General features: G+C 64.7%; 16 protein-coding genes, 5 pseudogenes and 1 riboswitch. Of the genes and pseudogenes, 13 read left to right on the top strand and 8 right to left on the bottom strand.

Annotated elements, in window-relative coordinates; genetic code table 11:
- Nucleotides 1–29 precede the first annotated feature (29 nt).
- From thiS to CUR85_RS00730, 6 genes and pseudogenes are all read right to left on the bottom strand, one after another.
- A complete protein-coding gene (thiS, locus tag CUR85_RS20000) occupies nt 30–179 on the bottom strand; it encodes a sulfur carrier protein ThiS (RefSeq protein ID WP_343245392.1) in 150 nt (49 codons plus the stop codon).
- Nucleotides 169–1147: pseudogene (locus CUR85_RS00750) on the bottom strand (FAD-dependent oxidoreductase). Before CUR85_RS00750 ends, thiS begins: the two are co-directional and overlap by 11 nt.
- Nucleotides 1140–1942 (bottom strand): annotated as a pseudogene (thiD, locus tag CUR85_RS00745) (bifunctional hydroxymethylpyrimidine kinase/phosphomethylpyrimidine kinase). The pseudogenes CUR85_RS00750 and thiD overlap by 8 nt, the downstream one beginning before the upstream one ends.
- A 65-nt stretch (nt 1943–2007) precedes the next feature.
- Nucleotides 2008–2104, bottom strand: a riboswitch (TPP riboswitch).
- 111 nt (nt 2105–2215) lie between these two features.
- Nucleotides 2216–5544, bottom strand: a pseudogene (locus tag CUR85_RS00740) (error-prone DNA polymerase).
- A complete protein-coding gene (locus tag CUR85_RS00735; protein WP_082851918.1) occupies nt 5544–7031 on the bottom strand; it encodes a Y-family DNA polymerase in 1488 nt (495 codons plus the stop codon). The pseudogene CUR85_RS00740 and the gene CUR85_RS00735 overlap by 1 nt, the downstream one beginning before the upstream one ends.
- Nucleotides 6979–7713 (bottom strand): ImuA family protein, encoded by a 735-nt coding sequence (locus CUR85_RS00730; RefSeq protein ID WP_231886256.1) that lies wholly within the window; start codon nt 7711–7713, stop codon nt 6979–6981. Before CUR85_RS00730 ends, CUR85_RS00735 begins: the two co-directional genes overlap by 53 nt.
- A 145-nt stretch (nt 7714–7858) precedes the next feature.
- Between CUR85_RS00730 and CUR85_RS00725 the strand changes: the two genes are divergently transcribed.
- Nucleotides 7859–8497, top strand: a complete 639-nt coding sequence (locus CUR85_RS00725) for an SOS response-associated peptidase (protein WP_067260918.1) — start codon at nt 7859–7861, stop codon at nt 8495–8497.
- Here CUR85_RS00725 and CUR85_RS00720 read toward each other — a convergent pair.
- The gene (locus CUR85_RS00720; RefSeq protein WP_067260919.1) at nt 8494–9924 is read right to left on the bottom strand and encodes a UdgX family uracil-DNA binding protein; all 1431 of its coding nucleotides are present in this window, start codon (nt 9922–9924) and stop codon (nt 8494–8496) included. The genes CUR85_RS00725 and CUR85_RS00720 overlap by 4 nt on opposite strands.
- Nucleotides 9924–11158, bottom strand: a pseudogene (locus CUR85_RS00715) (putative DNA modification/repair radical SAM protein). The gene CUR85_RS00720 and the pseudogene CUR85_RS00715 overlap by 1 nt, the downstream one beginning before the upstream one ends.
- Nucleotides 11159–11385: 227 nt before the next feature.
- Here CUR85_RS00715 and dctP point away from each other — a divergent pair.
- The 12 genes and pseudogenes from dctP to choX all read left to right on the top strand — a co-directional run bounded on the left by dctP (nt 11386) and on the right by choX (nt 24976).
- Nucleotides 11386–12357 carry a TRAP transporter substrate-binding protein DctP gene (gene dctP / locus CUR85_RS00710; protein ID WP_067260921.1) on the top strand — a complete coding sequence of 324 codons (972 nt, stop codon included), beginning with the start codon at nt 11386–11388 and terminating at the stop codon, nt 12355–12357.
- A gap of 19 nt (nt 12358–12376) precedes the next feature.
- A complete protein-coding gene (locus tag CUR85_RS00705; protein WP_231886257.1) occupies nt 12377–12859 on the top strand; it encodes a TRAP transporter small permease in 483 nt (160 codons plus the stop codon).
- A 1-nt stretch (nt 12860) separates the two neighbouring features.
- The gene (locus CUR85_RS00700) at nt 12861–14177 is read left to right on the top strand and encodes a TRAP transporter large permease (RefSeq protein WP_067260926.1); all 1317 of its coding nucleotides are present in this window, start codon (nt 12861–12863) and stop codon (nt 14175–14177) included.
- Between the two features lie 397 nt (nt 14178–14574).
- Complete coding sequence (locus CUR85_RS00695) at nt 14575–16092, top strand: malonate--CoA ligase (protein WP_067260928.1); 1518 nt, start codon at nt 14575–14577, stop codon at nt 16090–16092.
- A 174-nt stretch (nt 16093–16266) separates the two neighbouring features.
- A pseudogene (locus CUR85_RS00690) lies at nt 16267–19124 on the top strand (monovalent cation/H+ antiporter subunit A).
- Nucleotide 19125: 1 nt separating this feature from the next.
- On the top strand, nt 19126–19473 hold the full coding sequence (locus CUR85_RS00685) for a Na+/H+ antiporter subunit C (RefSeq protein WP_067260931.1): 348 nt from the start codon (nt 19126–19128) through the stop codon (nt 19471–19473).
- A complete protein-coding gene (locus tag CUR85_RS00680; RefSeq protein ID WP_067260933.1) occupies nt 19470–21014 on the top strand; it encodes a monovalent cation/H+ antiporter subunit D in 1545 nt (514 codons plus the stop codon). The genes CUR85_RS00685 and CUR85_RS00680 overlap by 4 nt, the downstream gene beginning before the upstream one ends.
- Nucleotide 21015: 1 nt before the next feature.
- Nucleotides 21016–21516 carry a Na+/H+ antiporter subunit E gene (locus CUR85_RS00675; RefSeq protein WP_067260934.1) on the top strand — a complete coding sequence of 167 codons (501 nt, stop codon included), beginning with the start codon at nt 21016–21018 and terminating at the stop codon, nt 21514–21516.
- Nucleotides 21513–21800 (top strand): K+/H+ antiporter subunit F, encoded by a 288-nt coding sequence (locus CUR85_RS00670; RefSeq protein WP_067260936.1) that lies wholly within the window; start codon nt 21513–21515, stop codon nt 21798–21800. The genes CUR85_RS00675 and CUR85_RS00670 overlap by 4 nt, the downstream gene beginning before the upstream one ends.
- Nucleotides 21797–22192 carry a monovalent cation/H(+) antiporter subunit G gene (gene mnhG, locus CUR85_RS00665; protein WP_067260938.1) on the top strand — a complete coding sequence of 132 codons (396 nt, stop codon included), beginning with the start codon at nt 21797–21799 and terminating at the stop codon, nt 22190–22192. The genes CUR85_RS00670 and mnhG overlap by 4 nt, the downstream gene beginning before the upstream one ends.
- A 118-nt stretch (nt 22193–22310) precedes the next feature.
- Entirely contained in the window at nt 22311–23927 is a 1617-nt protein-coding gene (locus tag CUR85_RS00660) for a caspase family protein (protein WP_136720377.1), read from the top strand.
- Between the two features lie 128 nt (nt 23928–24055).
- Nucleotides 24056–24976, top strand: coding sequence for a choline ABC transporter substrate-binding protein (gene choX, locus CUR85_RS00655; protein WP_067260942.1), 921 nt, complete (start codon nt 24056–24058; stop codon nt 24974–24976).
- The last annotated feature ends 64 nt before the right edge of the window (nt 24977–25040 follow it).

The following is a 25040-nucleotide window of genomic DNA, read 5'->3' as shown; positions in this document are numbered from 1 at the left end:
GCTGAGCACTTCGAGCCGGTCGCCGTCGCTCAGCATGGTCTCGCCCGCGCGCCTGCGGGAACGAAACTGCCGTTGAGGGCGGTGGCGACTTTCGCTTCGCCCCAGCCCAGTTCTGCCAATGCCGCGTCAAGCTGCGCGGCGGTGACCTCTCGCGTCTCGCCGTTCACTTCAATCTTCACGGAATAAATCCCCCGTTATCGCTGTTGCCAGAAAGCCCGCAGCCTGTTCGGCCAAGGCGGGCGCCATGAGAAAGCCGTGCCGGAACAATCCGTTCAGATGCAGCACCGCCCCGCGCTGCACGATGCCGGGCAGATTGTCGGCGAAGGCCGGGCGCAGGTCGGCGCCCATCTCGATGATCTCGCCCTCGGCAAAGCGCGGGTCGAGCGCATAGGCGGCTGAGAGCAGTTCCAGCGCCGAGCGGGCGGTCATGCCGCTGCGGCTGGCGCTTTCGATCTGGGTCGCGCCCAGCATGTAGATGCCTTGCCCGCGCGGTACGACGTAGAGCGGGTGGCGCGGGTGTAGCAGGCGGATCGGGCGGGTGAGGGTGATCTCGGGCGCGCGCAGCAGGATCATCTCCCCGCGCACGGCACGCAGACCGGGCAGAGCGTCGCAGGCCACCATGCCGCGGCAGTCGATCACCGGGCCTGTGACCTCCGAAGGGGTGAGGGCCGTGGTCTCGACCTTTACCCCTTGGGCGATAAGGGTTTGGGATAGATCATGCAGCGCTTGGCGCGGGTTCAGATGCGCCTCCTCGGCAAAGAACAACCCGCGGCGATGGCGCCCGGCGAGGTCCGGCTCGCAGGTCGCGATGGCTTCGGCGTCGCAGTCGCTGTGGCCCTCGGTGCGGGCGGCAAAACGCTGCAATTCCGCGCGGTCCCGCTCGGGGCGAGGACCAGCGTGCCCCTATGGGTGACCTCCGTGACCTCCCCCATAGCGTCGCAGCACGCCGCCCGTGGGTCACCACCGCAGGCTCGCTCAGCGCGCCTTCGCAAAAGGGGGCGAGCATGCCGCCCGCCCACCACGAACAGCCGTGCGGCCCGGGCGGGCCTTTGCGGTCAACGAGCCGGGGCCGCAGCCCCTGCGCCAGACAGGCCCGCGCGGCCCAGAGCCCTGCCACGCCCGCGCCGATGATGGTGACATCATTCATGGGGCCAAACGCCGTGGAAATGATGCACCGGCCCGTGGCCATGGCCGATGTTGAGGGCGTCCGCCGCGGCAATGGCGCGTTGCAGATAGCTATGGGCGGCCTCCACCGCCCCCGGCAGAGGCTGGCCCCGCGCCAGACCGGCGGCAATGGCGGCAGAGAGCGTGCAGCCGGTGCCATGGGTGTTCGCCGTCTGCTGGCGGGGCGCGGAAAGGCGCAGGGTCTCGGCCTCGGAAATCAGCAGGTCGACGCAGGTTTCGCCCTTGCCATGGCCGCCCTTCATCAGCACCGCGCGGGGGCCGAGCGACAGCAGCGCGCGGCCCTGCGCGAGCATGGTGGCCTCGTCGGTGGCTTCTTCTGTGTCCAGCAGCCGTGCGGCCTCGGGCAGGTTCGGCGTCAGCACATGGGCGCGGGGCAGCATCCGGTCGCGCAGGGTTTTGACCGCTTCGGCAGAGAGCAGCGCATCGCCGGATTTCGCCACCATCACCGGGTCGAGCACAACGGGTGCGGGGCAGTCGGCCAGCCCCTCGGCCACGGCGGAGATCGTGGCCGGGTCGCCCAACATGCCAATCTTGACCGCGCCGATGGCCAGATCGTCAAAGACCGCCGCCATCTGCGCGCGGATCATCGCAGGCGCGATCATGGCGACCGCGGTGACGGCGCGGGTGTTCTGCGCGGTGACGGCGGTGAGCACGCTGGCCCCATAGACGCCGAGCGCGCTAAAGGTCTTGAGATCGGCTTGAATCCCCGCCCGCCGCCGCTGTCGGAGCCCGCGATTGTCAGTGCTTGAAACGCCATTCGGCCCCATTCGTTAGATGGGCCAAGGGCATGGAGATACGGGGTAAACGACCGCCCGGATGGGGCTGATGCTTGCTTCCGTTCCCTACGCCGGTACGACCCGGATCAGGTTCGATGGGTCGGTTTTCACCTCTCAGCCCTGCGGCACCCCAACGGATTTCCGGCAGGCTAGCGAGGGGCGTTCATAGGGTCAACAGGGGATCGGTTAATTATTGCGTTTCGTTTTATATCAGTTAGTTGCGGTGCGCACCTCATGCATTGCATGAGGAATCGTTAATGAAAATCCCGCGATTTGGGGATCACCTTGGCATCACGCGGGTGGCCGTGCATGGCCACCTGACCGGGCAGCGGATGGGTCGGGTGATCGCCCGGCGTCGTGATGCCGGGCATCGGCGCGTCCGACAGCGCCGCCAGCCGGTCGGAGCGGTTTTCGAGCCGCTCGGCCACCACATGGATCACCCGCCCGTCGGTCTGCACGCGCCCCTCCACGACCAGAAGCCGCGACGACATGATCGTGGGGCGGTAGAGCTTGAACATGTTTGGCCAGATCACGAGGTTGGCGACGCCAAACTCATCCTCCAGCGTGATGAAGCACACCCCCTTGGCGCTGCCGGGTTTCTGGCGCACCAGCACCAGCCCCGCCAGCTTCACCCGCCGCCCGTGGCCCATGCGCGAAAGGTCTCGCGCCGAGGCGAACCCCTGCGCCGCAAGGCTCCCGCGGTAGAAGGACATCGGATGCGCCTTCAGCGACAGGCGCATCGTCTGATAGTCGGCCACGACCTGTTCCGCCTTTGGCATCACCGGCAGATGCACCTCCGGTTCCGGGCCGCGGGCCGAAGCCTCGGCATGGTCGAAGATCGGCAAGGCGGGCGCGTCGCGCAGCCCTTGGGCCTGCCAGAGCGCTTGGCGCCGATCGATCCCCATGCTGCGCATCGTATCGGCGGCGGCGAGCTGGCGGATCGCCTTGGCATCGAGACCCGCGCGGGACTTGAGATCTTCGACATCGGCGTAAGGCGCGTCGCGCCGGTCCATGATCCGCGCGCCGGCCTTTTCCTGCAGCCCGTCGACCATGCGCAGCCCCAGCCGCAGGGCGAAACCGTCCCCACGAGGCTCCAGCGTGCAGTTCCAGTCCGAGAGGTTCACATCCACATCGCGCACCTCGACCTGATGTTCACGCGCATCGCGCACGATCTGCGCCGGCGCGTAAAACCCCATCGGCTGGGAGTTCAAGAGCGCGCAGGCAAAGGCCGCCGGGTAGTGGCATTTCATCCATGACGAGACATAGACCAGCTTGGCGAAACTCGCCGCATGGCTTTCGGGGAAACCGTATTCGCCAAAGCCCTTGATCTGGTCGAAACAGCGCTGCGCGAAGACCGGATCGTAGCCGCGTTTGGTCATGCGGCCCACCATCTTGTCCTGCAGCTTCTCAATCGTCCCGCGCGAGCGGAAGGTGGCCATGGCCTTGCGCAGCTCATTGGCCTCGGCGGGCGAGAAGCGCGCCGCGTCGATGGAGATCTTCATCGCCTGTTCCTGAAAGATCGGCACGCCCAAAGTCCGGCTGAGGATGCTGAACAACTCGTCCTGCGGATAGGCCGGGCCGGGGGCGGGGTAGACGACGCTCTCGAGCCCCTGACGGCGGCGCAGGTAGGGGTGGACCATGTCGCCTTGGATCGGGCCGGGGCGGACGATGGCGACCTCGATCACCAGATCGTAGAAGACGCGGGGCCGCAGTTTCGGCAGCATCGCCATCTGCGCCCGGCTTTCGACCTGAAACACGCCAAGGCTGTCGCCCCGGCAGAGCATGTCGTAGGTGGGCCGCCCGGTGGCGTCGTCCTCGTGATCTTCCACCGGCACCGTGGCCAGTTCCAGCGGGCGGTCGTAATGCGCCTCGATCAGGTCGAAGCATTTGGCGATGCAGGTGAGCATGCCGAGCGCGAGGATATCGACCTTGAAGATCTGCAAGGCGTCGATGTCGTCCTTGTCCCACTCGATGAAACTGCGCTCGGGCATGGCGCCGTTGCCGATGGGCACGATCTCGGTCAGGGGGCGTTCGGTCAGGATGAAGCCGCCGACGTGCTGGCTCAGGTGCCGTGGCATGCCGATCATCTGGGAGGCGAGCTTCAGCACCATGCGCAGGTAGGGGTCCGAGAGGTCCAGTCCGGCCTCGCGGGCGCGGGCGTCGTCCATCTCACCCTCGAAACTGCCCCAGACGGTGCCGGCGAGTTTCGAGGTCACGTCTTCGGAAATCCCCATCGCCTTGCCGACCTCGCGAATGGCCGAGCGCGGGCGGTAGTGGATCACCGTGGCGCAGAGCCCGGCGCGGTGGCGGCCGTATTTGCCGTACATGTACTGGATGACTTCCTCGCGCCGCTCATGCTCGAAATCGACGTCGATGTCGGGCGGCTCGTCGCGTTCCTCGCTGAGGAACCGCTCGAAGAGCAGGTCATGCACCGCCGGGTCGACCGAGGTGATGCCGAGACAAAAACAGACGGCGGAATTGGCCGCCGAGCCGCGCCCCTGGCAGAGGATCGGCGGCTCGGCCTCCTCGCGGGCGAAGCGGACGATGTCGTAGATGGTCAGGAAATAACGCGCGATCTTCTTGGAGGAGATCAGGGCGAATTCCTTCTCGATGGTCTTTTTCACCGCTTCGGGCACGCCTTCGGGGTAGCGCCGGGCCGCGCCCTCCCATGTCAGGCGGGCCAGTTCCTCCATCGGGCTGCGGCCCTCGGGGACGATCTCATGCGGGTATTCATAGGCCAGATCGGTGAGGCGGAAGGTGATCTTATCCGCCAGCTTGCGGGTCTCGGCGATGGCATGGGGCCAGTCGGCGAAGAGGCGGATCATCGCCGCGGGGGATTTCAGGTGTCGCTCGGCATTGGCGGCCAGCAGATAGCCTGCCTTGGGCACGATCACGCCTTCGCGGATCGCCACCATCACGTCCTGCAAGGGCCGCCGGTGGCGGGCGTGGTAGAGCACGTCGTTGGTGGCAAGCAGCCTCAGCCCATGGGCGCGGGCCAGCGCATCCAGCCGGTTGATCCGCGCGCGATCATCGCCCCGGTAGAGGAAACTCGCGCCGATATGGCGCATCCCCGGCAGCGCCTTCAGCAGCCGCGGCAGGCCCGCGGCGAAGAGGTCGAGGTTCTCGGGCGGCATGACGATGAGGTGCAGCCCTTCGGCATGGCCTTGCAGCATTTCTAACGTCAGATGGGTCTCGCCCTTTTGCTGCCATTCGCCGTCGACCGATTGCATCTTGCCCGCCGAGAGCAGCGTCGAGAGCCGCGCATAGGCGGCGCGGTCCTGCGGGTAGGCGAGGATCTCGGTCCCGCAGAGCAGCACCAGACGCGCGCCGATCAGGGGCGGATATGGGCCTTTTCCGCCTCCACATGCAGCCGCACCACGCCCGCCAGCGTGTTGTGATCCGCGATGCCGAGGCTGTCGTAGCCGTGGTGATGCGCCGTCTCGACCAGATCGACGGCGTCCGAGGCGGCGCGCAGGAAGGAAAAACAACTGGCCAGCCCGAACTCGACGTAGTCCGCTCGCGGTGGGGCGCTGAGCCCGTCCTCGCCCAAGGTGCGGCGCTTATGTCCCTCTTGCTGCGGCATCAGGCGAACATCCCGTGCAGGAACCAGCGCGGCTCGGCCCCGCGGCCGTCGTGGATCACGCCTTCGCGGTAGAGCCAGAAGCGCTGGCCGCCCGCCACCTCCACCTTGTAATAATCGCGCAGACGGGTGCCGGGGCGGTCGCGCCACCATTCCGGCGCGATGCGCTCGGGCCCGGCGTGGCGGGTGGTCTTGTAGGTGACGCGGCGCCAGTTGAACTGCGAGGGCGGGCCTTCGGGCACGGCGTAGATCACGCGCACCTCCTCGGGCGGAGTGAGCAGGCGCAGCGGGCGCTCGCGCAGCAGCAATGGCGCGGCGGTGGGGTTGGTCTGGAGGGCCGGGGCGCGTTCTTCCACCGCCTCGGGCTTGTGGGTCTCGCGCCACTGCGGCCAGCTCACCTTTTCGGGGCCGAGCTTGGCGACCAGACGGTCCAAGAGCCCGGCCACGTCCGCCGAAGGGTCGCGCTTGCCGTCGAGGTGGTCCTGCATCAGCGGCAGCGGCTCGCTCGCCAGCGCCTCCAGCGTCATGAGGTCGAAGCCAAAGCCGCTGTCGATGTTCTCGAGCTTGCCGTCGAAAAGGCGGCGCAGATGGGCGGCGTCCCGGCTGGCGCGGGCGGTGGCTGTGTCGAGGCCGCGCCAGTCGCCGTCGATGCGGTAGACCGTCAGCCGCAGCCGCCGCGCACCCAGTTCCGCCCGGGCCAGTTGCGCGCAGAGGTCCTCGACCAGCGCGGGCAGATGCGGGGCGGGGTCGAGCACCGGCTCAGCCAGGCGGCTGCGGGCCATGAAGTGACGGTGGTCGGGCGGGGCGTTCAGCGGGTCGGCGGCCTTGCCGAGCGCTTTGTCGAGCAGGATCAGCGGGTTGCGCTCGGGCTTCAGGCTGGCGAAGCGGCGCATCAGTGCGGCGCGGGGCAGATCGCTCAGCGCGCCGATGGTCTTGAGGCCGAGCCGGTCCAGCAGCCGCGTGGTCTGCGTATCCAGCCGCAGGGCGGCGACGGGCAGGGGGGCGAGGGCGGCGCCCACGTCCTCGGCCCCGCAGATCTGCGCGCCGGAGCCGAAACGCGCCAGCGCCTGCGCGGCCCCGGGGGTGGGGGCCATGGCGCAGCGCGCGGTCAGCCCCTGCAGCGCGAAGCGGCTGCGGATGTCGCGCAGCATCGCCGCCTCGCCGCCAAACAGATGCGTGCAGCCAGTCACATCGAGCAGCAGACCGTGATCGACGTCCCGCGCCGTCCAGGGGCACCAGCGCCGCGCCCAATGCACCAGCCGTTTGACCAGCGCGGCGTCGCCCTCCAGATCGGCAGGCTCGACATGCAGATCGGGATGGATCGCCTGCACGTCGACCACCCGCGCGCCCGTCTCGATGCCGCGGGCGCGGGCGGCGGCGCTCAGCCCATGGACCACCGGCCCGTGCGTCCCGTCGCACGACAGGACCACCGGCACCTCATCCCCCGGAACGCTGCGGTATTGGCTGATCACCCGGCGCCAGCGCTCCATCGTCAGATCGGGGAACCAGACGGAGACGATCCGCGGCGCGGGGGCTGTGGCGTTTGTCGGGCTCATGATCGGCCACCCAACGCCCCGGCGCATGGCCGCGCGCGCGAAACAGCTCCAGATCCCAGCGGGCCGCGCCCGGGGCCTGCGGATCGTCGGGATGCGCCTGTGCGGGCAGGGAGGCGATGCGCCAGCGCATCCGCGCCGCGCTCAGGCCCCCGGGGTCGCCGCTGCGGATGAGGTAGAGCGGCACGCCCGAAGCCTCGGCCCGCAGCGACAGCCGTTTGGTGGCGGTGAAATCCAGCACCTCCGGCCCGCCATGCACCTCCCCCACCACGGCTGAAAGCCCCGCGCAGGCCGCGCCTTCCTCCATCGTCCAAAGCACGTCGCGCGGGTGGCTGGCGGTGACCAGAAGCACCGGCTGCTCCAGCCCGAAGGCTGCAAGGCTCGGCGTATAGGGCGCGCCGTTCTCGCGCCGCGACAGGAAGTCCTGCACCCAAAGCACCGGCCCCTTGCCGCGCGGCAAGAGCGACAGGACGAAGCCACTGGCCGAAGCACTGGCGAAGGCCTGCGGAAAGACATCCGTCAGCGGCGCATGGGTGGCCAGAACCCCCGGTTCGGGCGGTGTCGACGGCCGTCGCCGTGGCAGGGTAAGGACCTGCCCATATGTAGAATCGGTTGTCATGCACGACTCCATATGTTCATATTTTGTTCTATTCATAAACGATGAACTGCGCTGCTGTCAAAGATTTGAGCGGCGCCGCGAAGCCCTTGCCGGGGCGCGGAAAAACCGCATCTACTGGGCTCAAGGGCGGCGACAGGAGGCGAAAATGTGCAATCTCTACTCCCTCACCAAAGGGCAGGACGCGATCCGCGGCTGGTTCGACGGGATCGAGGACAATGCAGGCAATCTGCCGCCCATGCCTGGCATCTACCCCGATTACCCCGCCCCGGTAGTGCGCCACGGCGACACCGGCCCGGTGCTTGAGATGATGCGGTGGGGGATGCCGTCCCCGGCCTTTGCGCTCAAGGGCAAGAAGACTGACCGCGGCGTCACCAACATCCGCAACATCGCCTCACCGCATTGGCGGCGCTGGCTGGTGCGGGAGCATCGCTGCGTCGTGCCCTTCACCGCCTTTTCCGAGCCGCTGAACCGCCCCGGCGAACGCTCGCGCCCGGTCTGGTTCGCGCTTGGCGAGGACCGCCCGCTGGCCTTCTTCGCCGGGGTCTGGACGCAGTGGACCTCCGTGCGAAAACTGAAGGACGGGGAGACTACCGACAACCTCTATGGCTTCCTGACGACCGAGCCCAATGCCGAGGTCGGTGCCGTGCACCCCAAGGCGATGCCGGTGATCCTGACCACGCCCGATGAGGTGCTGACGTGGCTCAGCGCCGAGACCGCCGACCTGCCAAGGCTGCAACGTCCGCTGCCCGACGGCGCCCTTCAGGTCATTGACCCCGAGGATTAAGCCGCCTCGGCCATCATCCGCGCCGCCATCGCGAGGTCGGAGCGGAACTGCGCCTCGGCCTCCTCGCGCGCCGCGGGGTCGGGGACGCGCAAGAGGTAGGAGGGGTGCAGGGTGATCAACACCGGAATGCCCTCCGGCCCCGCCTCTATCGTGCCGCGGCGTTTCAAGATGCCCGCGCCCTTGCCGGTCAGGCTCTGCGCCGCGGTGGCGCCCATGGCGAGGATGAGTTTCGGCTGCACCTGCGCCACCTCGGCGTTCATCCACCAGCGGCACTGGTCGATCTCCGGCGTCTCGGGGCGCTGATGGATGCGGCGTTTGCCGCGGGCGGTGAATTTGAAGTGTTTAACCGCATTGGTGACGAAGGCGGCGTCTCGGTCGAGGCCCGCTTCCCCGGCAATGCGGTCGAACATCTGCCCCGCCGGTCCGACGAAGGGGCGGCCCGCGAGGTCTTCTTGATCGCCGGGCTGTTCGCCCACAACCATCAGATCGGCATCTCGTGGCCCTTCGCCCGGCACGGCCTGCGTGGCGTGGCAATGCAGCGGGCAGCGGGTGCAGGCGCGGATCGCGGACGGAAGCTCTTCGGCCGGGCCGTCCCAAGCGGAATCAAAGGCCGAAAGCTGCGCCTGCACCCGGTCCATCCGCGCCGGCGGCAGGGTCGGGGCGGCTTCGGCCATGGCGCGGGCGCGGGCCGGGGCCTCGGCGATCATCTGGGGGATGAAAGCGGCCTCAGGCATGTTCTTCCAGTATTTCTTGGGCATCTCCGATTGCATCGCCTTCACCATCAGGCGGGCGGGATTGAAGATGTTCTGGAAGTAGGTGATCCACAACTGCTCGCCCGCGTCCTCGGGCAGGTCGGGCTTGGTGTGGCCTTCCTGAAAGCTGAGCTTGCCGCCCTCGAAGATAGCCGAGACATCGGGCGTGAGAATGCGCCAGTCCATGTCGGAAAACCGCCGCACGAAGAAATCCGCCGTAGGCTCCACCGTGTGATGCGTGGGCTCGAACCATGCGGCGAAGCTGCGGCGCGGGGCGTTCGGATCACCGATCTCGCGGAAGCGGACGAAGGCTTTCATCTTGTGCTGGCAGCGGCGGACGTTCTTCTCCATCCCCCGCAAGACGGCGAGGTCGGCATCGCCGCGGTCTGACATCAGATGCGGCGCGTCCTTCAGGCGCCAGAGGAAGGCATAAAGCCGCGCGAAACGTTCCGGGTCGCTGTGCCAGACCGCCGTCTCGGCCATCGACACGAAGCTGCGCGGCACTGCGGTGCGGCCCGAGGCGGCCGGTGCGGCCTCCGCGCCGAAAAGGTCAGGCGCGGCGGCATGATCGCCCCAGAGGATCTGCTCGGGCGGCACGCCCGCGGCCAGAAAGCCACGCGCCGCCTCGCGCCATGCCTTGGCGGTGCCGATGGGGGGCAGGGAGACGCGGTGCATCAGAACAGGGTCAATTGCTCAGGCGGCGGCGCGAAACGCGCGCGCAGGTTGGCGCTGTCGGTGAGGCCGCCGGGGGTCCAGCCCCCGCGGTGACGAAGGCGCGGGCCTTTTTCATCGAGGCGCCCATGCGGGTCAGGTCTTCGTAGCGCAACGCGCGATGGCGACGCGCAGCGAGGATGCGGTTTACCGTCTTCACTCCGAACCCCGGCACCCGCAGCAGCATCTCGCGGCTGGCGCGGTTGACGTCGAGCGGGAAGTGCTCGCGGTGCACCAACGCCCAGGCAAGCTTGGGGTCGATCTCCAGATCGAGGTTGCCGTCGCGGGTGACGGAGGTGATCTCGTCCAGTTGGAAGTCGTAGAACCGCAGCAGCCAGTCGGCCTGATAAAGCCGGTGCTCACGTTGCAGAGGCGGGCGGATCAGCGGCAGTTTCGACGAACTGTCGGGGATGGGCGAGAAGGCGGAGTAATAGACCCGCTTCAGCTTGTAGCTGGAATAGAGCCGCGTCGATTGCCCCAGCACGGTGGCGTCGTTCGACCCATCCGCGCCGATGATCATCTGCGTCGACTGGCCCGCGGGCGCAAAGCGCGGCGGGCGTTTGCCGGAGAAGGACTTCTCCTTGCTCGCCTCCTTAGTCATGCGCACGTTCGCCATGGCGCGGCGGATCTGCTCGGGCTTTTTCTCGGGCGCATATTGCTGCACCGCCGTGTCGGTGGGCAGCTCCACGTTGATCGACAGACGGTCCGCCAGACGACCCGCTTCCTCGATCAACTCGGGCGAGGCGTCGGGGATCGCCTTGAGGTGGATGTAGCCGCGGAAGTTCTCCTCGTGGCGCAGCTTGCGGGCGATCTGCACCATGTCGGACATCGTGGCATCGGGTGAGCGGATCACGCCCGAGGACAGGAACAGCCCCTCGATATAATTGCGGCGGTAGAACTCGATGGTGAGTTTTACCACCTCGTCCACGCTGAAGCGCGCGCGCTCCACGTTCGAGGAGACGCGGTTGATGCAATAGCTGCAATCGTAGATGCAGAAATTCGTCATCAGGATCTTGAGCAGGCTGATGCACCGCCCGTCCGGGGCATAGGCGTGGCAGATGCCGCTGCCTTCGTTGGAGCCCAGACCCTTGCCATCGCGCGAGTCGCGCTTGGTGGAGCCCGAGGAGGCGCAGGAGGCGTCGTATTTCGCCGCGTCGCTGAGAATCGCCAGTTTCTGATCGAGGGTCTGTTTGGTCATGCGTTCTATATATGTTCTCAACGGGGCGGCGTCATTAATCTATCTTAATGCCGCGACAATTTGCGCGTGGGGCTGCTGAGGGGGTGGGGTGGGCCCGTGGCGCCGAGATTAAATTGACGTAGCGAAATCTAGTCGCTACCAATTACATGCAGATACATATTATGCATTTGCATGCGAGAGCACCGGGGCAAAGATCGCGGGCTTTTGATCACAACTGGGAGACGACCATGAAAACAACAACCACGCTTAGCGCGGCGGTCTTTGCCGTCAGCACATTTGCCTCCGGCAGCATCGCTCAGGCCGAAGAAGTGACCCTGCGGGCCGTTTCGGCCTTCACCCTCGGCACCGCTTTCAGCCGCGAGTTCGAGTCCTTTGTCGAGTGGATCAACGAGAACGGCAAGGGGGTCGTGCAGATCAATCTGGTCGGCGGTCCTGAGGCCGTGCCGCCATTTGAACTGGGCAATGCGGTGCAGTCCGGCGTCGTCGACATCGCCAACAACACCACGGCCTATTACCCCAACCTGCTGCCCACCGGCGACGCACTGCATTTGGCCGAGAACACCATTCAGGACCAGCGCGCCAACGGCTGCTATGAACTGGTCGACCGTATCCATCAAGAGCAGATGAATGTGAAATACCTCGCCCATGCGGGCGACGGAATCGGCTATCACCTTTATCTCACCAAACCGGTCGAGGGGCCGGATCTGAGCGGTCTGACCATCCGCACCACGCCGGTTTACCAAGCGATGTTTACGCAGCTTGGTGCCAACCTCGTGCGGACCGCGCCGGGCGAGGTCTACAGCGCGCTGGAGCGTGGTGCGATTGACGGCTACGGCTGGCCCTCGCAGGGGGTGCTGGACCTTGGTTGGGACGAGCAGACGAAGTACCGTGTCGACCCGAGCTTTTACAACGTCGATGTTAACGTTCTCGTGAACCTTGATACTTGGAACGGGCTGACGGAGGCGCAGCGCGCCAAGTTGGCGGAAGGTGCCGCTTGGATGGAAGAGCTGAACAACGACAACGCGGATCGGAACGCCTCGGAATATGCGGCGCAGGCCGAGGCGGGTATCGAGACGATCACCTTTGGCGAGGCCGATGCCGAGACTTGGATCGCTGCCGCCCGCGATGCCGGTTGGGCCGCGGTGGAAGAGGTCGATGCCGATCTTGCGCAGCAGATGCGCGCCTGCATGACCAAGTGATCCTCCAATGATCTCTAGAATGTTTGACCGGACACTCCGGGGGCTGGCCGTCTTTTCGGCTGGTATCCTCGGGGTGATCGCGGTGTTCATCGCTCTCAATGTTGTGCTGCGCAATCTTGGCCTGCCGGTGGTCTATGGCGCGTTGGATGCGATCCAATATGCGCTGATGATCGCCACTTTCCTAGGCGCGCCATGGGTGTTGTCGATTGGGGGGCATGTGAAGGTCGATCTGATCACCAGCAATCTTGCGCCACGCACGGCCCATCAGCTCACCCGTCTCACCAGCGCTATCGGCGCTGTTACGGCGGGGGTGCTGGGGTGGTACGGGTTACAAGCGGTGCTGGCCTCCGCCGCGCGCGGGTCGATGATCCGCACGTCATTCGTCATCCCGGAATGGTGGATGCTGGCCTTTGTGCCGCTGTCATTGGCGCTTTGCACGGTTATTTTCATTCGCCGCCTTTTCTATCCGGAAACGGCCGAGCGTAGTCTGAGTGGTCTTTGAGATGGATTGGGCTTTGATCCTGACGTTCATGCTGGGCAGCCTCGCCGTGCTTTTGCTGATCGGCTTGCCAGTCGCCTTTGCCTTTATCGCCGTGACCACCGTGGGCGCATACTTCGTGCTGGGGGGCGAGCGCGGCATTCTGCAACTGGCGCGCAACTCGGCGCAGTCGGTGGCGAATTTCCAGCTTGCCCCGATACCCCTGTTCATCCTGATGGGGGAGATCCTCTTCCAGACCGGGGTGGCGCACCGCGCCATCGACGCCATTGAGCGGGTGGTGACGCGCATCCCGGGCCGCATGTCAGTGGTGACGATCTTTGGCGGCACGATCTTTGCGGCACTCTCAGGCTCGACCATCGCCAATACCGCGATGCTGGGCGGCACGCTGCTGCCGGGGATGCTGAAACGCGGCTACCACCCCTCGATGGCCATGGGGCCGATCATGGCTTCGGGCGCGATTGCGATGCTGATCCCGCCCTCGGCGCTGGCGGTGCTGGTGGGTTCGCTTGCCGGTATTTCCATCGCGGGGCTGCTGATCGCGGGGGTGCTTCCGGCCCTGCTGCTGGCGGTGCTTTTCGTGGCCTATGTGGTGGGGCGCAGTATATTGGACCCAAAGGTCGCGCCGCCCGATGTTTACGAGGATATGCCGCTGCGCGACCGGTGGACGCCCTTCGCAATCTACGTCTTGCCGCTGACGGTTCTTTTCGCGGTGGTGATCGGCTCCCTGCTGGCAGGGATCGCCACGCCTACGGAGAGCGCTGCGCTGGGCAGTATCACGGCGGTGATCATCGGGGCAGCCTATCGGGCCTTGAGTTGGGAGAAGATGGGTCTTGCTCTGATGGAGACGCTGAAACTGTCGGTGATGATCCTGTTCATCATTGCGGCCAGCCAGACCTTTGCTCAGGTGCTGAGCTTTTCCGGCGCGACCAACGGGTTGATCAATGCGATCAACGCGGTCGATCCGACGCCCTTGATGGTGCTTTTGGGGATGATTGCGATCCTGCTTTTTCTGGGGTGTTTCATTGATCAAGTGTCGATGTTGATGGTGACGGTCCCGGTTTTCGTACCCCTAGCGGGCGCGATGGAGATCAATGAGCTGACCCTCGGCGTGGTTTACCTGCTGACCATGGAAATCGGCTTGCTGACACCGCCCTTCGGGCTGCTCCTCTTCGTCATGCGGGGCGTGGCCCCCGAGGAGATCCGGATGCCGCAAATCTATGCCTCGGTGATGCCCTTTTTGTTAATCAAGCTCTTCGTGCTGGCGCTGGTCGTCTGGCTGCCGGGCATTGGCACTTGGTTACCGGGCTTGATGGGCCGTTGATCCGCAGGGCGGCGCGTTGGAGCGTCGCCCTGCAAGGGCGCATTTAAGCATCCACCTGCAAGGGCGCATTTAAGCATCCACCTGCAAGGGCGCATTTAAGCATCCACCTGCAAGGGCGCATTTGAGCATCCGCCTGCAAGGGCGCATTTGAGCATCCGCCTGCAAGGGCGCATTTGAGCATCCGCCTGCCAGGGCGCTTTTATGCATCCGCCTGCAAGGGCGCATCGCTGCATCGCCCTGCAAGGGCGTGTCAGCATCGCCCTACAAGCTATTGCCTCGGTTCAACATTTCCCCTCACCGCAGCCCTCCACCCGCTTGCATTACCCTGCGTAATACGATTGTAATTCCGCGAGGAGGCAATCGGCTTTCCCAAGAACAACACGTGAGGAGCACCGTGATGGCAAACCCCCTTTATGACACTCTGTTTGGCCGTCACGCTGGCAAGACGACCGCCTTTTTGCACCTTGAGGGCGGGGTGACGCTGACCCATGCGGGCTTTCTGAGCCGGGCGGGCCGCTTTGCCAATGTGCTGACCGGGTTGGGGGTGAAGCCGGGCGACCGGCTGGCGGTGCAGATCGACAAATCCGCGGATGCGCTGGCGCTTTATGCCGCTTGCGTGCAGGCGGGGGTGATCTTTCTGCCGCTGAACCCGGCCTATACGGCGGAGGAGGTGCGCTATTTCGTGACCGACAGCGGGGCGGTGGCTTTCGTCTGCCAGCCTGCGCGGCGCAATGAGATGGCGCCGCTTGCCAAGGATACGGGTTGCCAGCTTGAGACGCTGGGCAGCGAAAATGATGGTAGTTTTGCGGATCGTGCAGCCTCGGCCCCCGATCAGTTCGAGACCGTCGCGCGTGGGGCCGATGATCTGGCCGCCTTCCTCTATACCTCCGGCACGACGGGGCGCTCAAAGGGGGCGATGCTGACGCAGGCGAACCTTTTGTCCAACGCGCAGACGCTGGCCGATCTGTGGCGCTTCACCAATGCGGACGTGCTGCTCCATGCGCTGCCGATCTTCCACACCCACGGGCTTTTCGTGGCGACGAATGTGACGCTGGTGGCGGGGGGTGCGATAATCTTCATGCCCAAGCTCGACATCGACCGATTGATCGACCGGATGCCCCATGCCACCGCGATGATGGGGGTGCCCACCTTCTACACCCGGCTGCTGGACGACGCGCGTTTTACCAGCGAGACGGCGGCAAATATGCGGCTGTTCATCTCGGGCTCGGCCCCGCTGTTGGCGGAAACCCATGTGGATTTCGAGGCCCGGACTGGCCACCGTATTCTTGAGCGTTACGGCATGACCGAGACCAATATGAACACCAGTAACCCCTATGAGGGCGAGCGCCGTGCGGGCACCGTGGGCCTGCCGCTGCCGGATGTGGAGTTGAAGATCACCGACCCCGAAACCGGCGCGACCCTGCCGGATGGCGAGATCGGCAGCATCGAAGTGCGGGGGCCCAACGTCTTCAAGGGCTATTGGCAAATGCCCGAGAAGACTGCCGCCGAATTGCGCGAAGACGGGTTTTTCATCACCGGCGATCTGGGGCGGCGCGATGCGGATGGCTATGTCACCATCGTGGGCCGCGACAAGGATCTGATCATTTCAGGCGGCTATAACATCTACCCCAAAGAGGTCGAACTGCTGCTCGACGACCAACCAGGCGTGTTGGAAAGCGCGGTGATCGGCGTGCCGCACCCCGATTTCGGCGAAAGCGTCGTGGCGGTGCTGGTGGCACGCCGGGGCGTGGAGCTGGACGTGGCGCAGATCGCTGAGGGCGTGGCCGGATCGCTGGCCAAGTTCAAACAGCCCCAGAAGTTGATCGTGCTGCCGGAACTGCCGCGCAACACGATGGGCAAGGTGCAAAAGAATGTGCTGCGCGAAAACTACCGGGACCTCTTCCAACCGGAGTGACACGGCCCGAGGGGTACTGTCGGACGGGCAAAGGCACGGGCATCCCCCTCGCACGGGGCAGGGTGGGGGCGTAACCTGCGACAATCTGGCGTTTAATGCCCGGTTTCGCTTGAGGTGCCGGGAAAATTTCTACAGAACGTGGTGACCTTTCAGTCCGCTAGATCAGGAGTTCGCGTGTCCCTCTTCCTTATCGTTGCCTTGCCTTTCCTTGGTGCTTTGCTACCCGGACTGATGAATTCCGCAGGGCGCCAAGCCTGCGCCGGGGTCACCTTCATGGTTACCCTCGTGGCCTTTGTCGGCCTGCTCACCCATCTGCCCGCCGTGCTGGCCGGAGAGGTGCTGACCGCGCGGGTTGACTGGATCCCGCAGCTTGGTCTGAACCTCACCTTGATGCTCGACAGTCTTGGCTTTTTCTTTGCCTGTCTGATCCTTGGCATCGGTCTGCTCATCATCGCCTATGCGCGGTCTTACCTGTCGCGCGACGATCATATGGGTGAGTTTTTCACCTATCTATTGCTCTTCCAAGGCGCGATGGTCGGCATCGTTCTAAGCGATAACGTGTTGATCCTGCTGATTTTCTGGGAGCTGACCTCGCTGTCGTCCTTCCTGCTGATCGGCTATTGGAAGCATTTGCCCGAAGGCCGCCAAGGCGCGCGGATGGCGCTGACCGTGACCGGCATGGGCGGGCTTGCGATGATCGGTGGCATGCTGCTGCTGGGGCAGATCGTCGGCAGCTATGACCTGAGCGTGATTTTGGAAAACCGCGAGGCGATCCAAGCCTCACCGCTCTATCTGCCTGCGCTGATCCTGATCCTGCTGGGCTGTTTCACCAAATCGGCGCAGTTCCCCTTCCACTTCTGGCTGCCCCACGCCATGGCCGCGCCCACGCCGGTCTCGGCCTATCTGCACTCCGCCACGATGGTGAAGGCGGGGATCTTCCTGATGGCGCGGATGTGGCCTGTGCTCTCGGGCACGCCGGAGTGGTTCGTCATCGTCACCACGGCGGGGCTGATCACCATGGTGCTGGGCGCGGTGATCGCGCTGTTCAAACATGACCTGAAGGCGCTCTTGGCCTTCTCGACCGTCAGCCACCTTGGCCTGATCACCATGCTTCTGGGCACCGGCACGGCCTTTGGCGCGCTGGCGGCGGTGTTTCACATCCTGAACCACGCGACCTTCAAGGCCGCGCTCTTCATGTCGGCGGGGATCGTGGATCACGCGGTACATACGCGCGACATCCGCCGTTTGGGCGGGTTGCGGCATCTGATGCCGGTGACCTTTGTGATCGCTACGCTGGCGTCGCTTTCGATGGCGGGGATCCCGCTGTTCAATGGCTTCCTGTCGAAAGAGATGATGCTGGAAGAGACGCTGCATACCACGCTTTTCGATCTGCCGTGGCTGGTGCCTGCGCTTGCGACCTTTGGCGCGCTCTTCTCGGCGGCCTATAGTTTCCGGCTGATCGGCCACACCTTCCTTGGCAAAGAGCGCGACGACTATCCCGATCATCCGCATGATCCCAAGCCCGGCCTCTGGTTGCCGCCAGCGCTGTTGATCATTCCCGTGGTGGTGATCGGCCTCGCGCCGTTTCTGGCCGAGCCTTTCGTCAAGCTGGTGACCGCCTCTGTCCTTGGCGAGGCGGCCGAGATGTCTTCTGCGCATTTCAAGATCTGGCACGGGCTGGGTCCGGCGCTTTATATGTCGATCATCGCGGTCATGGGCGGGCTGATCCTGCTGGCGCTCTTCACCCCTTGCTGCGCATCTGGGATGCCTCACCCCGGCCCGAGGCCAAGCGCATCTTTGACCGGATCATCGCGGCCTCTGTCGGCCTGTCGCAGGCGGTATCGCTGCGGCTGCACAATGGGGCTTTCTCGCGCTATGCTGCCGTGATGGCGGTGACCGTCGTGGGCGTGGGCTATTACGCTTGGGCCACCGGCACGGTGGGCGCGGCGAGCCGCGCGCTGCAACCGACGAATGCCGTGCAGATCGCGGGCTGGCTGATGCTGGTCGCGGCGGCCTGCGGCCTCGTCTTCCTGCACCGCAACCGCCTGTTGTCGCTGATCCTGATCGGCATCGTCGGGCTGATCGTCTCGGCTGGTTTCGTCTTCTTCAGCGCGCCTGACTTGGCGATGACCCAGCTGACGGTCGAGGTGGTGACGATCATCCTGCTGCTTTTGGCGCTGAACTTCTTGCCCAACCGCACACCGATCGAAAGCAGCGTGCTGCGCCGGACGCGGGACGTTGTCGTCTCCCTCGCGGCGGGGGCGGCGACCATGGCGCTGTCCTATCACTACCTGCTGCGCGACACCGTGGCGCCGAGCATTTCCGAATTCCACCTCGCCAACTCCTACAAGGGTGGCGGTGGCACCAATGTGGTAAACGTGATCCTCGTCGATTTCCGGGGCTTCGACACCTATGGGGAGATCATCGTGCTGGGCATCGCGGCCCTGCTGATCTACGCGTTGACCGAGACGCTGCTCTCGGGCCCGGTGCGGGCGCGTTTGCTGAACCGCAAACCTGACCAGCCGCGCGCGGGCGACCGGCATCCGATGATGATGGTGGTGATGACCCGCGTGATCATGCCGGTGGTGCTGATGGTAGGTTTCTACATCTTCCTGCGCGGCCATAACGAGCCGGGCGGCGGTTTCATCGCCGGTCTCATCGTCTCCATCGCTGTGGTGATGCAATATATGGCCAGCGGCTTTGCCTGGGCCTCGGCGCGGCTGCGCTATCCTTATCATGGGATCATCGGCACCGGCGTCTTGATCGCGGGGCTGACGGGGATCGGCTCGTGGCTCTTTGCCAAACCCTTCCTCACGTCGGACTTCACCTATGTGCGCATCCCGCCCTTCGACAAGTTCGAACTGGCGACGGCGGCGCTGTTCGATCTGGGCGTGTTCCTTGCCGTGGTGGGGGCGGTGATGCTGTCGCTTGAAAGCTTCTCGCGGCTGGCGCGCCGGGCGCATGTGCCCGAGGCCGATCACCCGATGGACATCGACCCATCGCGCGAAGACAACACCAAGGCGGAGGCATAACATGGAACTTCTCGTCGCATCCGCCATCGGCATCCTGACGGCCTCTGGCCTCTACCTCGTGCTGCGCTTGCGGAGCTTTCCGGTCATCATGGGCACGTCGCTGCTGACCTATGCGGTGAACGTCTTTCTCTTTGCCTCGGGCCGTTTGACCGTGGGCGCGCCGCCGATCCTGAGTGATGCCGCGCGCTATACCGATCCGCTGCCCCAAGCGCTGGTGCTGACCGCCATCGTGATTTCCTTTGGCATGACCGCCGTGGTGGTGATGATCGCCCTCGGGGCCTATCTGGGCAATAAGGATGATCATGTGGACGAGCCGCTGACCGATACCAAGGCGGAGGACCGCACATGACCCATTGGCTGATCCTGCCCATCGTGCTGCCCGCGTTTATCGCGCCTTTCATCATTCTGGCCGCACGCTATCACATCACCATCCAGCGGGTGCTGTCGCTGTTTGGCGCGCTTGCGCTGGTCGTCGTGGGGCTTGGCCTCTCGGTCGAGGCGGCGAGCGGCAATGTCATGCTCTACCGTCTCAGCGATTGGGCCGCGCCCTTTGGCATCGTGCTGGTGGGCGACCGCCTGTCGACGCTGATGGTCACGCTGACGGCGGTGCTGGCGCTGTTTGTGCTGCTCTATGTCATCGGCTCCAAATGGGACGAACGCGGGCGGCATTTTCATGCGCTGTTCCAGTTCCAACTGATGGGGATCATGGGCGCCTTCCTGACGGGCGACCTTTTCAACCTCTTCGTCTTTTTCGAAGTGCTGCTGATCGCCTCCTACGGGTTGATGATCCACGCCGGTGGCACGCCGCGTCTGCGGGCGGGGGTGCAATATGTGCTCTATAACCTGCTGGGCTCGACGCTGTTCCTCTTTGCGCTCGGCGCCATCTATGCTGAGACGGGAACGCTCAACATGGCCGATCTGGCGCAGCGCGTTGCCCTGATCGACGCGGGCGCGACCGTGGGCATCCGCATCGCGGCGGTGCTGCTCTTGATGGTCTTTGCGGTCAAAGCCGCCGTCGTGCCGCTGCACTTCTGGCTCCCGTCGAGCTATGCCGAAGCGCCCGGCCCGGTGGCGGCACTTTTCGCCATCATGACCAAGGTCGGCGCCTATGCGATCATCCGCGTCTATACGCTGATCTTCCCGCCCGAACTGGCCGTGACGGCGGATCTGCACACCACATGGCTGCTTCCTGCCGCGCTGCTGTCGCTGGCGCTTGGCATGATCGGCGTTCTGGCGGCCAAGCAGTTGGACCGTATGGTGGCCTTTTCCGTTATCGGCTCCATGGGCATGGTGATGATCTCGATCGCGCTGTTCACGCCCGAGGGGATTGCCGCGGCGCTCTATTATATTGTGCATTCGACACTGGCCGCGGGCGCGCTGTTCCTGATCGCCGATCTGGCGCGGGCCGGGCGCGACAATCTCGATCTGACGGCGCAGCCGCAGGTGGCGGGGGCCAAGCTGACCTCGGCCCTGTTCTTTGTCGCGGCCATTGCCATGGTCGGCGTGCCGCCGCTTTCGGGCTTTCTGGGCAAGCTGCTGATCATGGATGCCGCCGCCGCCAGCGATGCTTGGGTCTGGATCTGGGCCGTGATTTTGGGCGCGAGCCTTTTGAGCCTCGTGGGCTTTGGCCGCGCGGGCAGCGTGGTCTTCTGGAAGGCGCGCAGCGTCACGCCAGAGGAGGGGGCGACCCCGGCCGAGCGCCCCTCGGCGCTGAGCTATGTCGCGGTGGGCGGGCTCTTGGCCCTGCTGGTGGCGCATACGCTGCTGGCCGGACCGGCCACCCAATATGCCACCGCGATCTCAAAGCAATTGTTCGGGCCGGAACGTTACCTGACCACCGTGTTGGAGACCCCCGGCAAACTGTCGGACGGCAAAGAGGAGGCCCATTGACATGATGCGACCGATCCGTTGGCTTTTGCCGCACCCGTTTCTGACCCTGCTGCTGACCGCAGTGTGGATCCTGCTGCAAAACAAGTTCAGCGCAGGCATGTTGGTCTTTGGCCTGATCCTTGGCGTCGTGATCCCGATTCTGACTGCGCGTTGGTGGACCGACCGTGCGCAGGGCATCCGCCCGCTGCGGACGTTGGCCTATGTGCTTTTGGTGATCTGGGATATCGTCATCGCCAATATTCAAGTGGCTTGGATCATCCTGACCAAATCCAACGCCAGCATGTCGCCCGCTTGGGTCGTCGTGCCGCTGGACCTGAAAGAACCCGAGGCGATCACGATCCTGATGGGCACCATCACGCTGACCCCCGGCACCGTCTCGGCGGACCTGTCGGACAATGGGCGCTACCTCTTGGTACACGCGCTGGACGCGAGCGACCCCGACGCCGTGCGTGATGAGATCAAAGACCGCTACGAACGCCGCTTGAAGGAGATTTTCGTATGACCCAAGCGACCGACCTTTTAACGCTGGCGCTTTATGGGGCGCTGACCCTCGTCGCCATTGCGCAGTTCATGGCAATGATTCGTCTGTGGATCGGCCCCGGCACCGGGGACCGTATTCTGGCGCTGGACACGATGTTCATCAACGCCATCGGCATCATTGTGCTTTTGGGCGTCTTGCAGGGCACGCAGATTTACTTTGAGGCCGCGCTGATCATCGCCATGCTCGGTTTCGTTTCGACCGTGGCCTATGCCCGTTTCGTCCTGCGCGGAGATATCATCGAATGAGCCCTGAGATCATCGCCACTTACTTCGTTATCGCGCTGCTGGTGATCGGCAGTTTCTTCGTGCTGGTCGCCGGGATTGGCTTGCTCAAGCTGAACGACCCGATGACGCGTCTGCACGCGCCGACCAAGGCCGCGACGCTGGGGATCGGGGCCTATCTGCTGGCGGCCATGGTGAACTCTTTCCTTTCGGGCACGGGGTCGCTGCATGAGCTGCTGATCATGGCATTCATCTTTGTCACCGCGCCGGTCTCGGCCAATTTCATGGCCAAGGCGAATATCCATCGTCGCGATTGCCTGCCGCATCCGCCCGAACTGCCGGATGGGGATACTTGGGCCACGCTGAACGTGCCGGAAGAAGACCGCGAGATCGAAGAGACTTCGCCCAACGCCTGAGGGGCGGGGCGAAGGTCGGATTCATTTCAAACTGTTACGATGGTGGAAACCTTTTCCTGCCAGCATAGGTTAATGGGCGGCGCTGCCCAACCGAAGCTGACCGAAAGGATCCTGCCATATGCGTCTGACCGCGCTTCTGCTGATGCTGTTTCTGCCCTTCGCCGCAGCGGCGCAAGACCGTGTGGCGATGGTCATCGGCATCTCCGCCTATGAGGATGCCGCCACGCTCGACGGCCCGCGCACGGATGCGGCGCGGCTCTCTGAGGCGCTGGAGGGGCAGGGCTTCGACGTCACCACGCTGATCGACGCTGAGAGCGCGGCGTTCAAACAAGCGCTATCCGACTTTGCCTTTCAGGCCGAAACGGCGGACATTGCCCTGATTTACTACGCAGGCCGCCGTGTCGCCTCCGGGGGGCAGAGCTATCTGATCCCGGTCGACGCGCCCTTGGCCCCAGCCTCGGCGCTGCGGCGCGAGGGGGTGGCCCTGCCTGCGCTGCTGCGTGCGGCGGGCAAGGCGCGTCAGATACGGCTTGTTCTGCTCGACAACTGCCACGCCGCCCCGCAGCAAGCCACCGCGCCCTTGCCACCGCCTGAGCCACGCCTTGGCACCTTGGTCGTGACTTCTGGCGAGGTGGGCGCATGTGACGAGAGCGGTGAAAACGCGGGCCTTTTCGCCGAAACGCTGGCCGAGGTGGTGGCCGAGCCAGAGGTCGAGCTCGGGGCCATGCTGGACGATTTCCGCGCGGCTTTGCGCAGCCGCAGCGGTGGCAACCTCTCGGCGCGGCGCTTTGGGCGGCTGAACCCCACGCCGTTCTTCCTTGGCAGCGGTGACCGGGAGGCGGCCCCGGGGGGCTGGGCCGATTTGAACGAGACACAAGGCCAGCGTTTGGCCGAATTGGCGGGGCAGGGCGATACCCGCTCGCAACTCGGCCTCGCCGCCTTGCAAAGCGATCCCGACGATCCACGCTATGATCCGCAGAATGCGGCGGCGCAGCTCATGCGCGCGATTGAGTCCGGCTCAGCCGAGGCGCGCTATCAACTGGCCCAGCTTTACGAAGAGGGCCGGGGCGTGGAGCAGGACGAGGACCGCGCGATGCAGCTTTATCGCGACGCTGCCGAGCGGGGCCATGCCGGGGCGTTGAACGATCTGGGCTTCATCCATTTGCAGGGCGAATTGGGGCAGGAGGCCGACCCCGAACTTGCGCTCGATTACTTCCGCCGTGCAGCCGACAGGCGACACCCTGCTGCGATGTTCAACTTTGCCGCGATGATCGACGATGACAAAGTGCCGGGGCGCGGGGCGGCGGATGCCGCGCTCTACCTCTATCGCGCGCTGCGGGCAGGGGATGGCACCTTGCTGGGGCTGATGCAGGAAGAGCCGCGCCTGTTCGACAGCGACACCCGCAAAGCGCTGCAACGCAAACTGTCGGATTTCGGGTTTTATGACGGTGCGATCGACGGGCTTTATGGCGATGGCACCCAAACGGCGATCCGCGCGGCATTTGGGACGGAGGCTGGCGCGCTTCCGGGCGAAGCCGCTGAAACGACTGAGGAAACGCCGGAGGCCGAGACCTCGGAAACCTCTCCGATAACATCCGAGACGCCGCAGGAGGAGCTTGACCAAGAGCCGGCAACCCAAGCCGAAGACACCCCCGAAATCAACGCCGAGCCAGAGCCCGGTGCGGGTGAAAATGTCACCCCGGTTCTGCGTCCCAAACAGGCCGCGCGGGAGTGAGTTTTGAAACAAGTAGTATTGCATTTTGCACTCCAGTAAGTTGGCAAAATTAATCCGGTTGCAATATCGCGGCCGATGGCTTTTGATTGGCGCATCAGTCAATAAAAACTTCTCTGGGGAGAACACCAATGAAAAAACTGCTTATGACATCCGCTTTGGCGACGGTTGCCGCGACCTCGCTGGCCGCTGCCGAGTGTAGCGAAGTCACCTTCTCCGACGTCGGCTGGACCGACATCACCGCCACCACCGCCGCCGCCTCTGTCGTGCTCGACGCGCTCGGCTATGACACCGAGACCAAGATCCTCGCCGTGCCGGTGACTTACACCTCCATGGCGTCGGGCGACATCGACGTGTTCTTGGGCAACTGGATGCCGACGATGGAAGGCGATATCGCCAAATACCGCGAAGAGGGCAGCGTCGACACCGTGCGCGCGAACCTTGAAGGCGCGAAATACACGCTGGCCGTGAACAAGGCCGCCGCCGATATGGGCATCAAGACCTTCGCCGACATCGCTGCCAATGCGGACGCGCTCGAAGGCAAGATCTACGGCATCGAGCCGGGCAATGACGGCAACCGCCTGATCCAGTCGATGATCGACGAGAATGCCTTTGAACTGGGCGACTTCGAAGTCGTCGAATCCTCTGAACAGGGGATGCTCGCTCAGGTGCAGCGCGCCAGCCGCAAGGAAGAGCCTGTTGTCTTCCTCGGTTGGGAGCCGCACCCGATGAACGCCAACTTCGACCTGACCTATCTTGAAGGTGGTGACGATTACTTTGGCCCCGATCTGGGCGGCGCGACGGTTTACACCAACACCCGCGCCGGTTTCGTCGAAGAATGTCCGAACCTTGGCAAATTCCTCCAGAACCTCGAATTCAGCCTTGAGATGGAGAATGAGATCATGGGCGCGATCCTCGATGACGGCGAAAAGCCGGAAGAGGCCGCCGCCGCTTGGATCAAGGCGAACGCTGACGTGCTCGACACATGGCTGGACGGTGTGACCACCGTCGATGGCGGCGATGCGATGGAAGCTGTCGCTTCGCTGAAGTGATCCTCACGCTATGATGGACAAGACCCGCTCCAGATTGATGGGGCGGGTCATTCTCATGCGCAAT

Source organism: Sulfitobacter faviae, from assembly GCF_029870955.1.
Classification (GTDB): domain Bacteria; phylum Pseudomonadota; class Alphaproteobacteria; order Rhodobacterales; family Rhodobacteraceae; genus Sulfitobacter; species Sulfitobacter faviae.
This window is presented reverse-complemented; position numbering and strand designations above follow the sequence as displayed.

What these genes read in the sequence shown, in the direction of transcription:
- CUR85_RS00720 (WP_067260919.1), bottom strand. Translation starts at nt 9,924, where the DNA reads ATGCACCGCGTCTCCCTGCCCCCCATCGGCACCGCCAAGGCATGGCGC.
- CUR85_RS00725 (WP_067260918.1), top strand. Translation starts at nt 7,859, where the DNA reads ATGTGCAATCTCTACTCCCTCACCAAAGGGCAGGACGCGATCCGCGGC.
- CUR85_RS00735 (WP_082851918.1), bottom strand. Translation starts at nt 7,031, where the DNA reads ATGGAGCGCTGGCGCCGGGTGATCAGCCAATACCGCAGCGTTCCGGGG.
- CUR85_RS00685 (WP_067260931.1), top strand. Translation starts at nt 19,126, where the DNA reads ATGGAACTTCTCGTCGCATCCGCCATCGGCATCCTGACGGCCTCTGGC.
- CUR85_RS00670 (WP_067260936.1), top strand. Translation starts at nt 21,513, where the DNA reads ATGACCCAAGCGACCGACCTTTTAACGCTGGCGCTTTATGGGGCGCTG.
- dctP (WP_067260921.1), top strand. Translation starts at nt 11,386, where the DNA reads ATGAAAACAACAACCACGCTTAGCGCGGCGGTCTTTGCCGTCAGCACA.
- CUR85_RS00680 (WP_067260933.1), top strand. Translation starts at nt 19,470, where the DNA reads ATGACCCATTGGCTGATCCTGCCCATCGTGCTGCCCGCGTTTATCGCG.
- CUR85_RS00705 (WP_231886257.1), top strand. Translation starts at nt 12,377, where the DNA reads ATGTTTGACCGGACACTCCGGGGGCTGGCCGTCTTTTCGGCTGGTATC.
- CUR85_RS00700 (WP_067260926.1), top strand. Translation starts at nt 12,861, where the DNA reads ATGGATTGGGCTTTGATCCTGACGTTCATGCTGGGCAGCCTCGCCGTG.
- mnhG (WP_067260938.1), top strand. Translation starts at nt 21,797, where the DNA reads ATGAGCCCTGAGATCATCGCCACTTACTTCGTTATCGCGCTGCTGGTG.
- CUR85_RS00675 (WP_067260934.1), top strand. Translation starts at nt 21,016, where the DNA reads ATGATGCGACCGATCCGTTGGCTTTTGCCGCACCCGTTTCTGACCCTG.
- CUR85_RS00730 (WP_231886256.1), bottom strand. Translation starts at nt 7,713, where the DNA reads ATGACAACCGATTCTACATATGGGCAGGTCCTTACCCTGCCACGGCGA.
- choX (WP_067260942.1), top strand. Translation starts at nt 24,056, where the DNA reads ATGAAAAAACTGCTTATGACATCCGCTTTGGCGACGGTTGCCGCGACC.
- CUR85_RS00660 (WP_136720377.1), top strand. Translation starts at nt 22,311, where the DNA reads ATGCGTCTGACCGCGCTTCTGCTGATGCTGTTTCTGCCCTTCGCCGCA.
- CUR85_RS00695 (WP_067260928.1), top strand. Translation starts at nt 14,575, where the DNA reads ATGGCAAACCCCCTTTATGACACTCTGTTTGGCCGTCACGCTGGCAAG.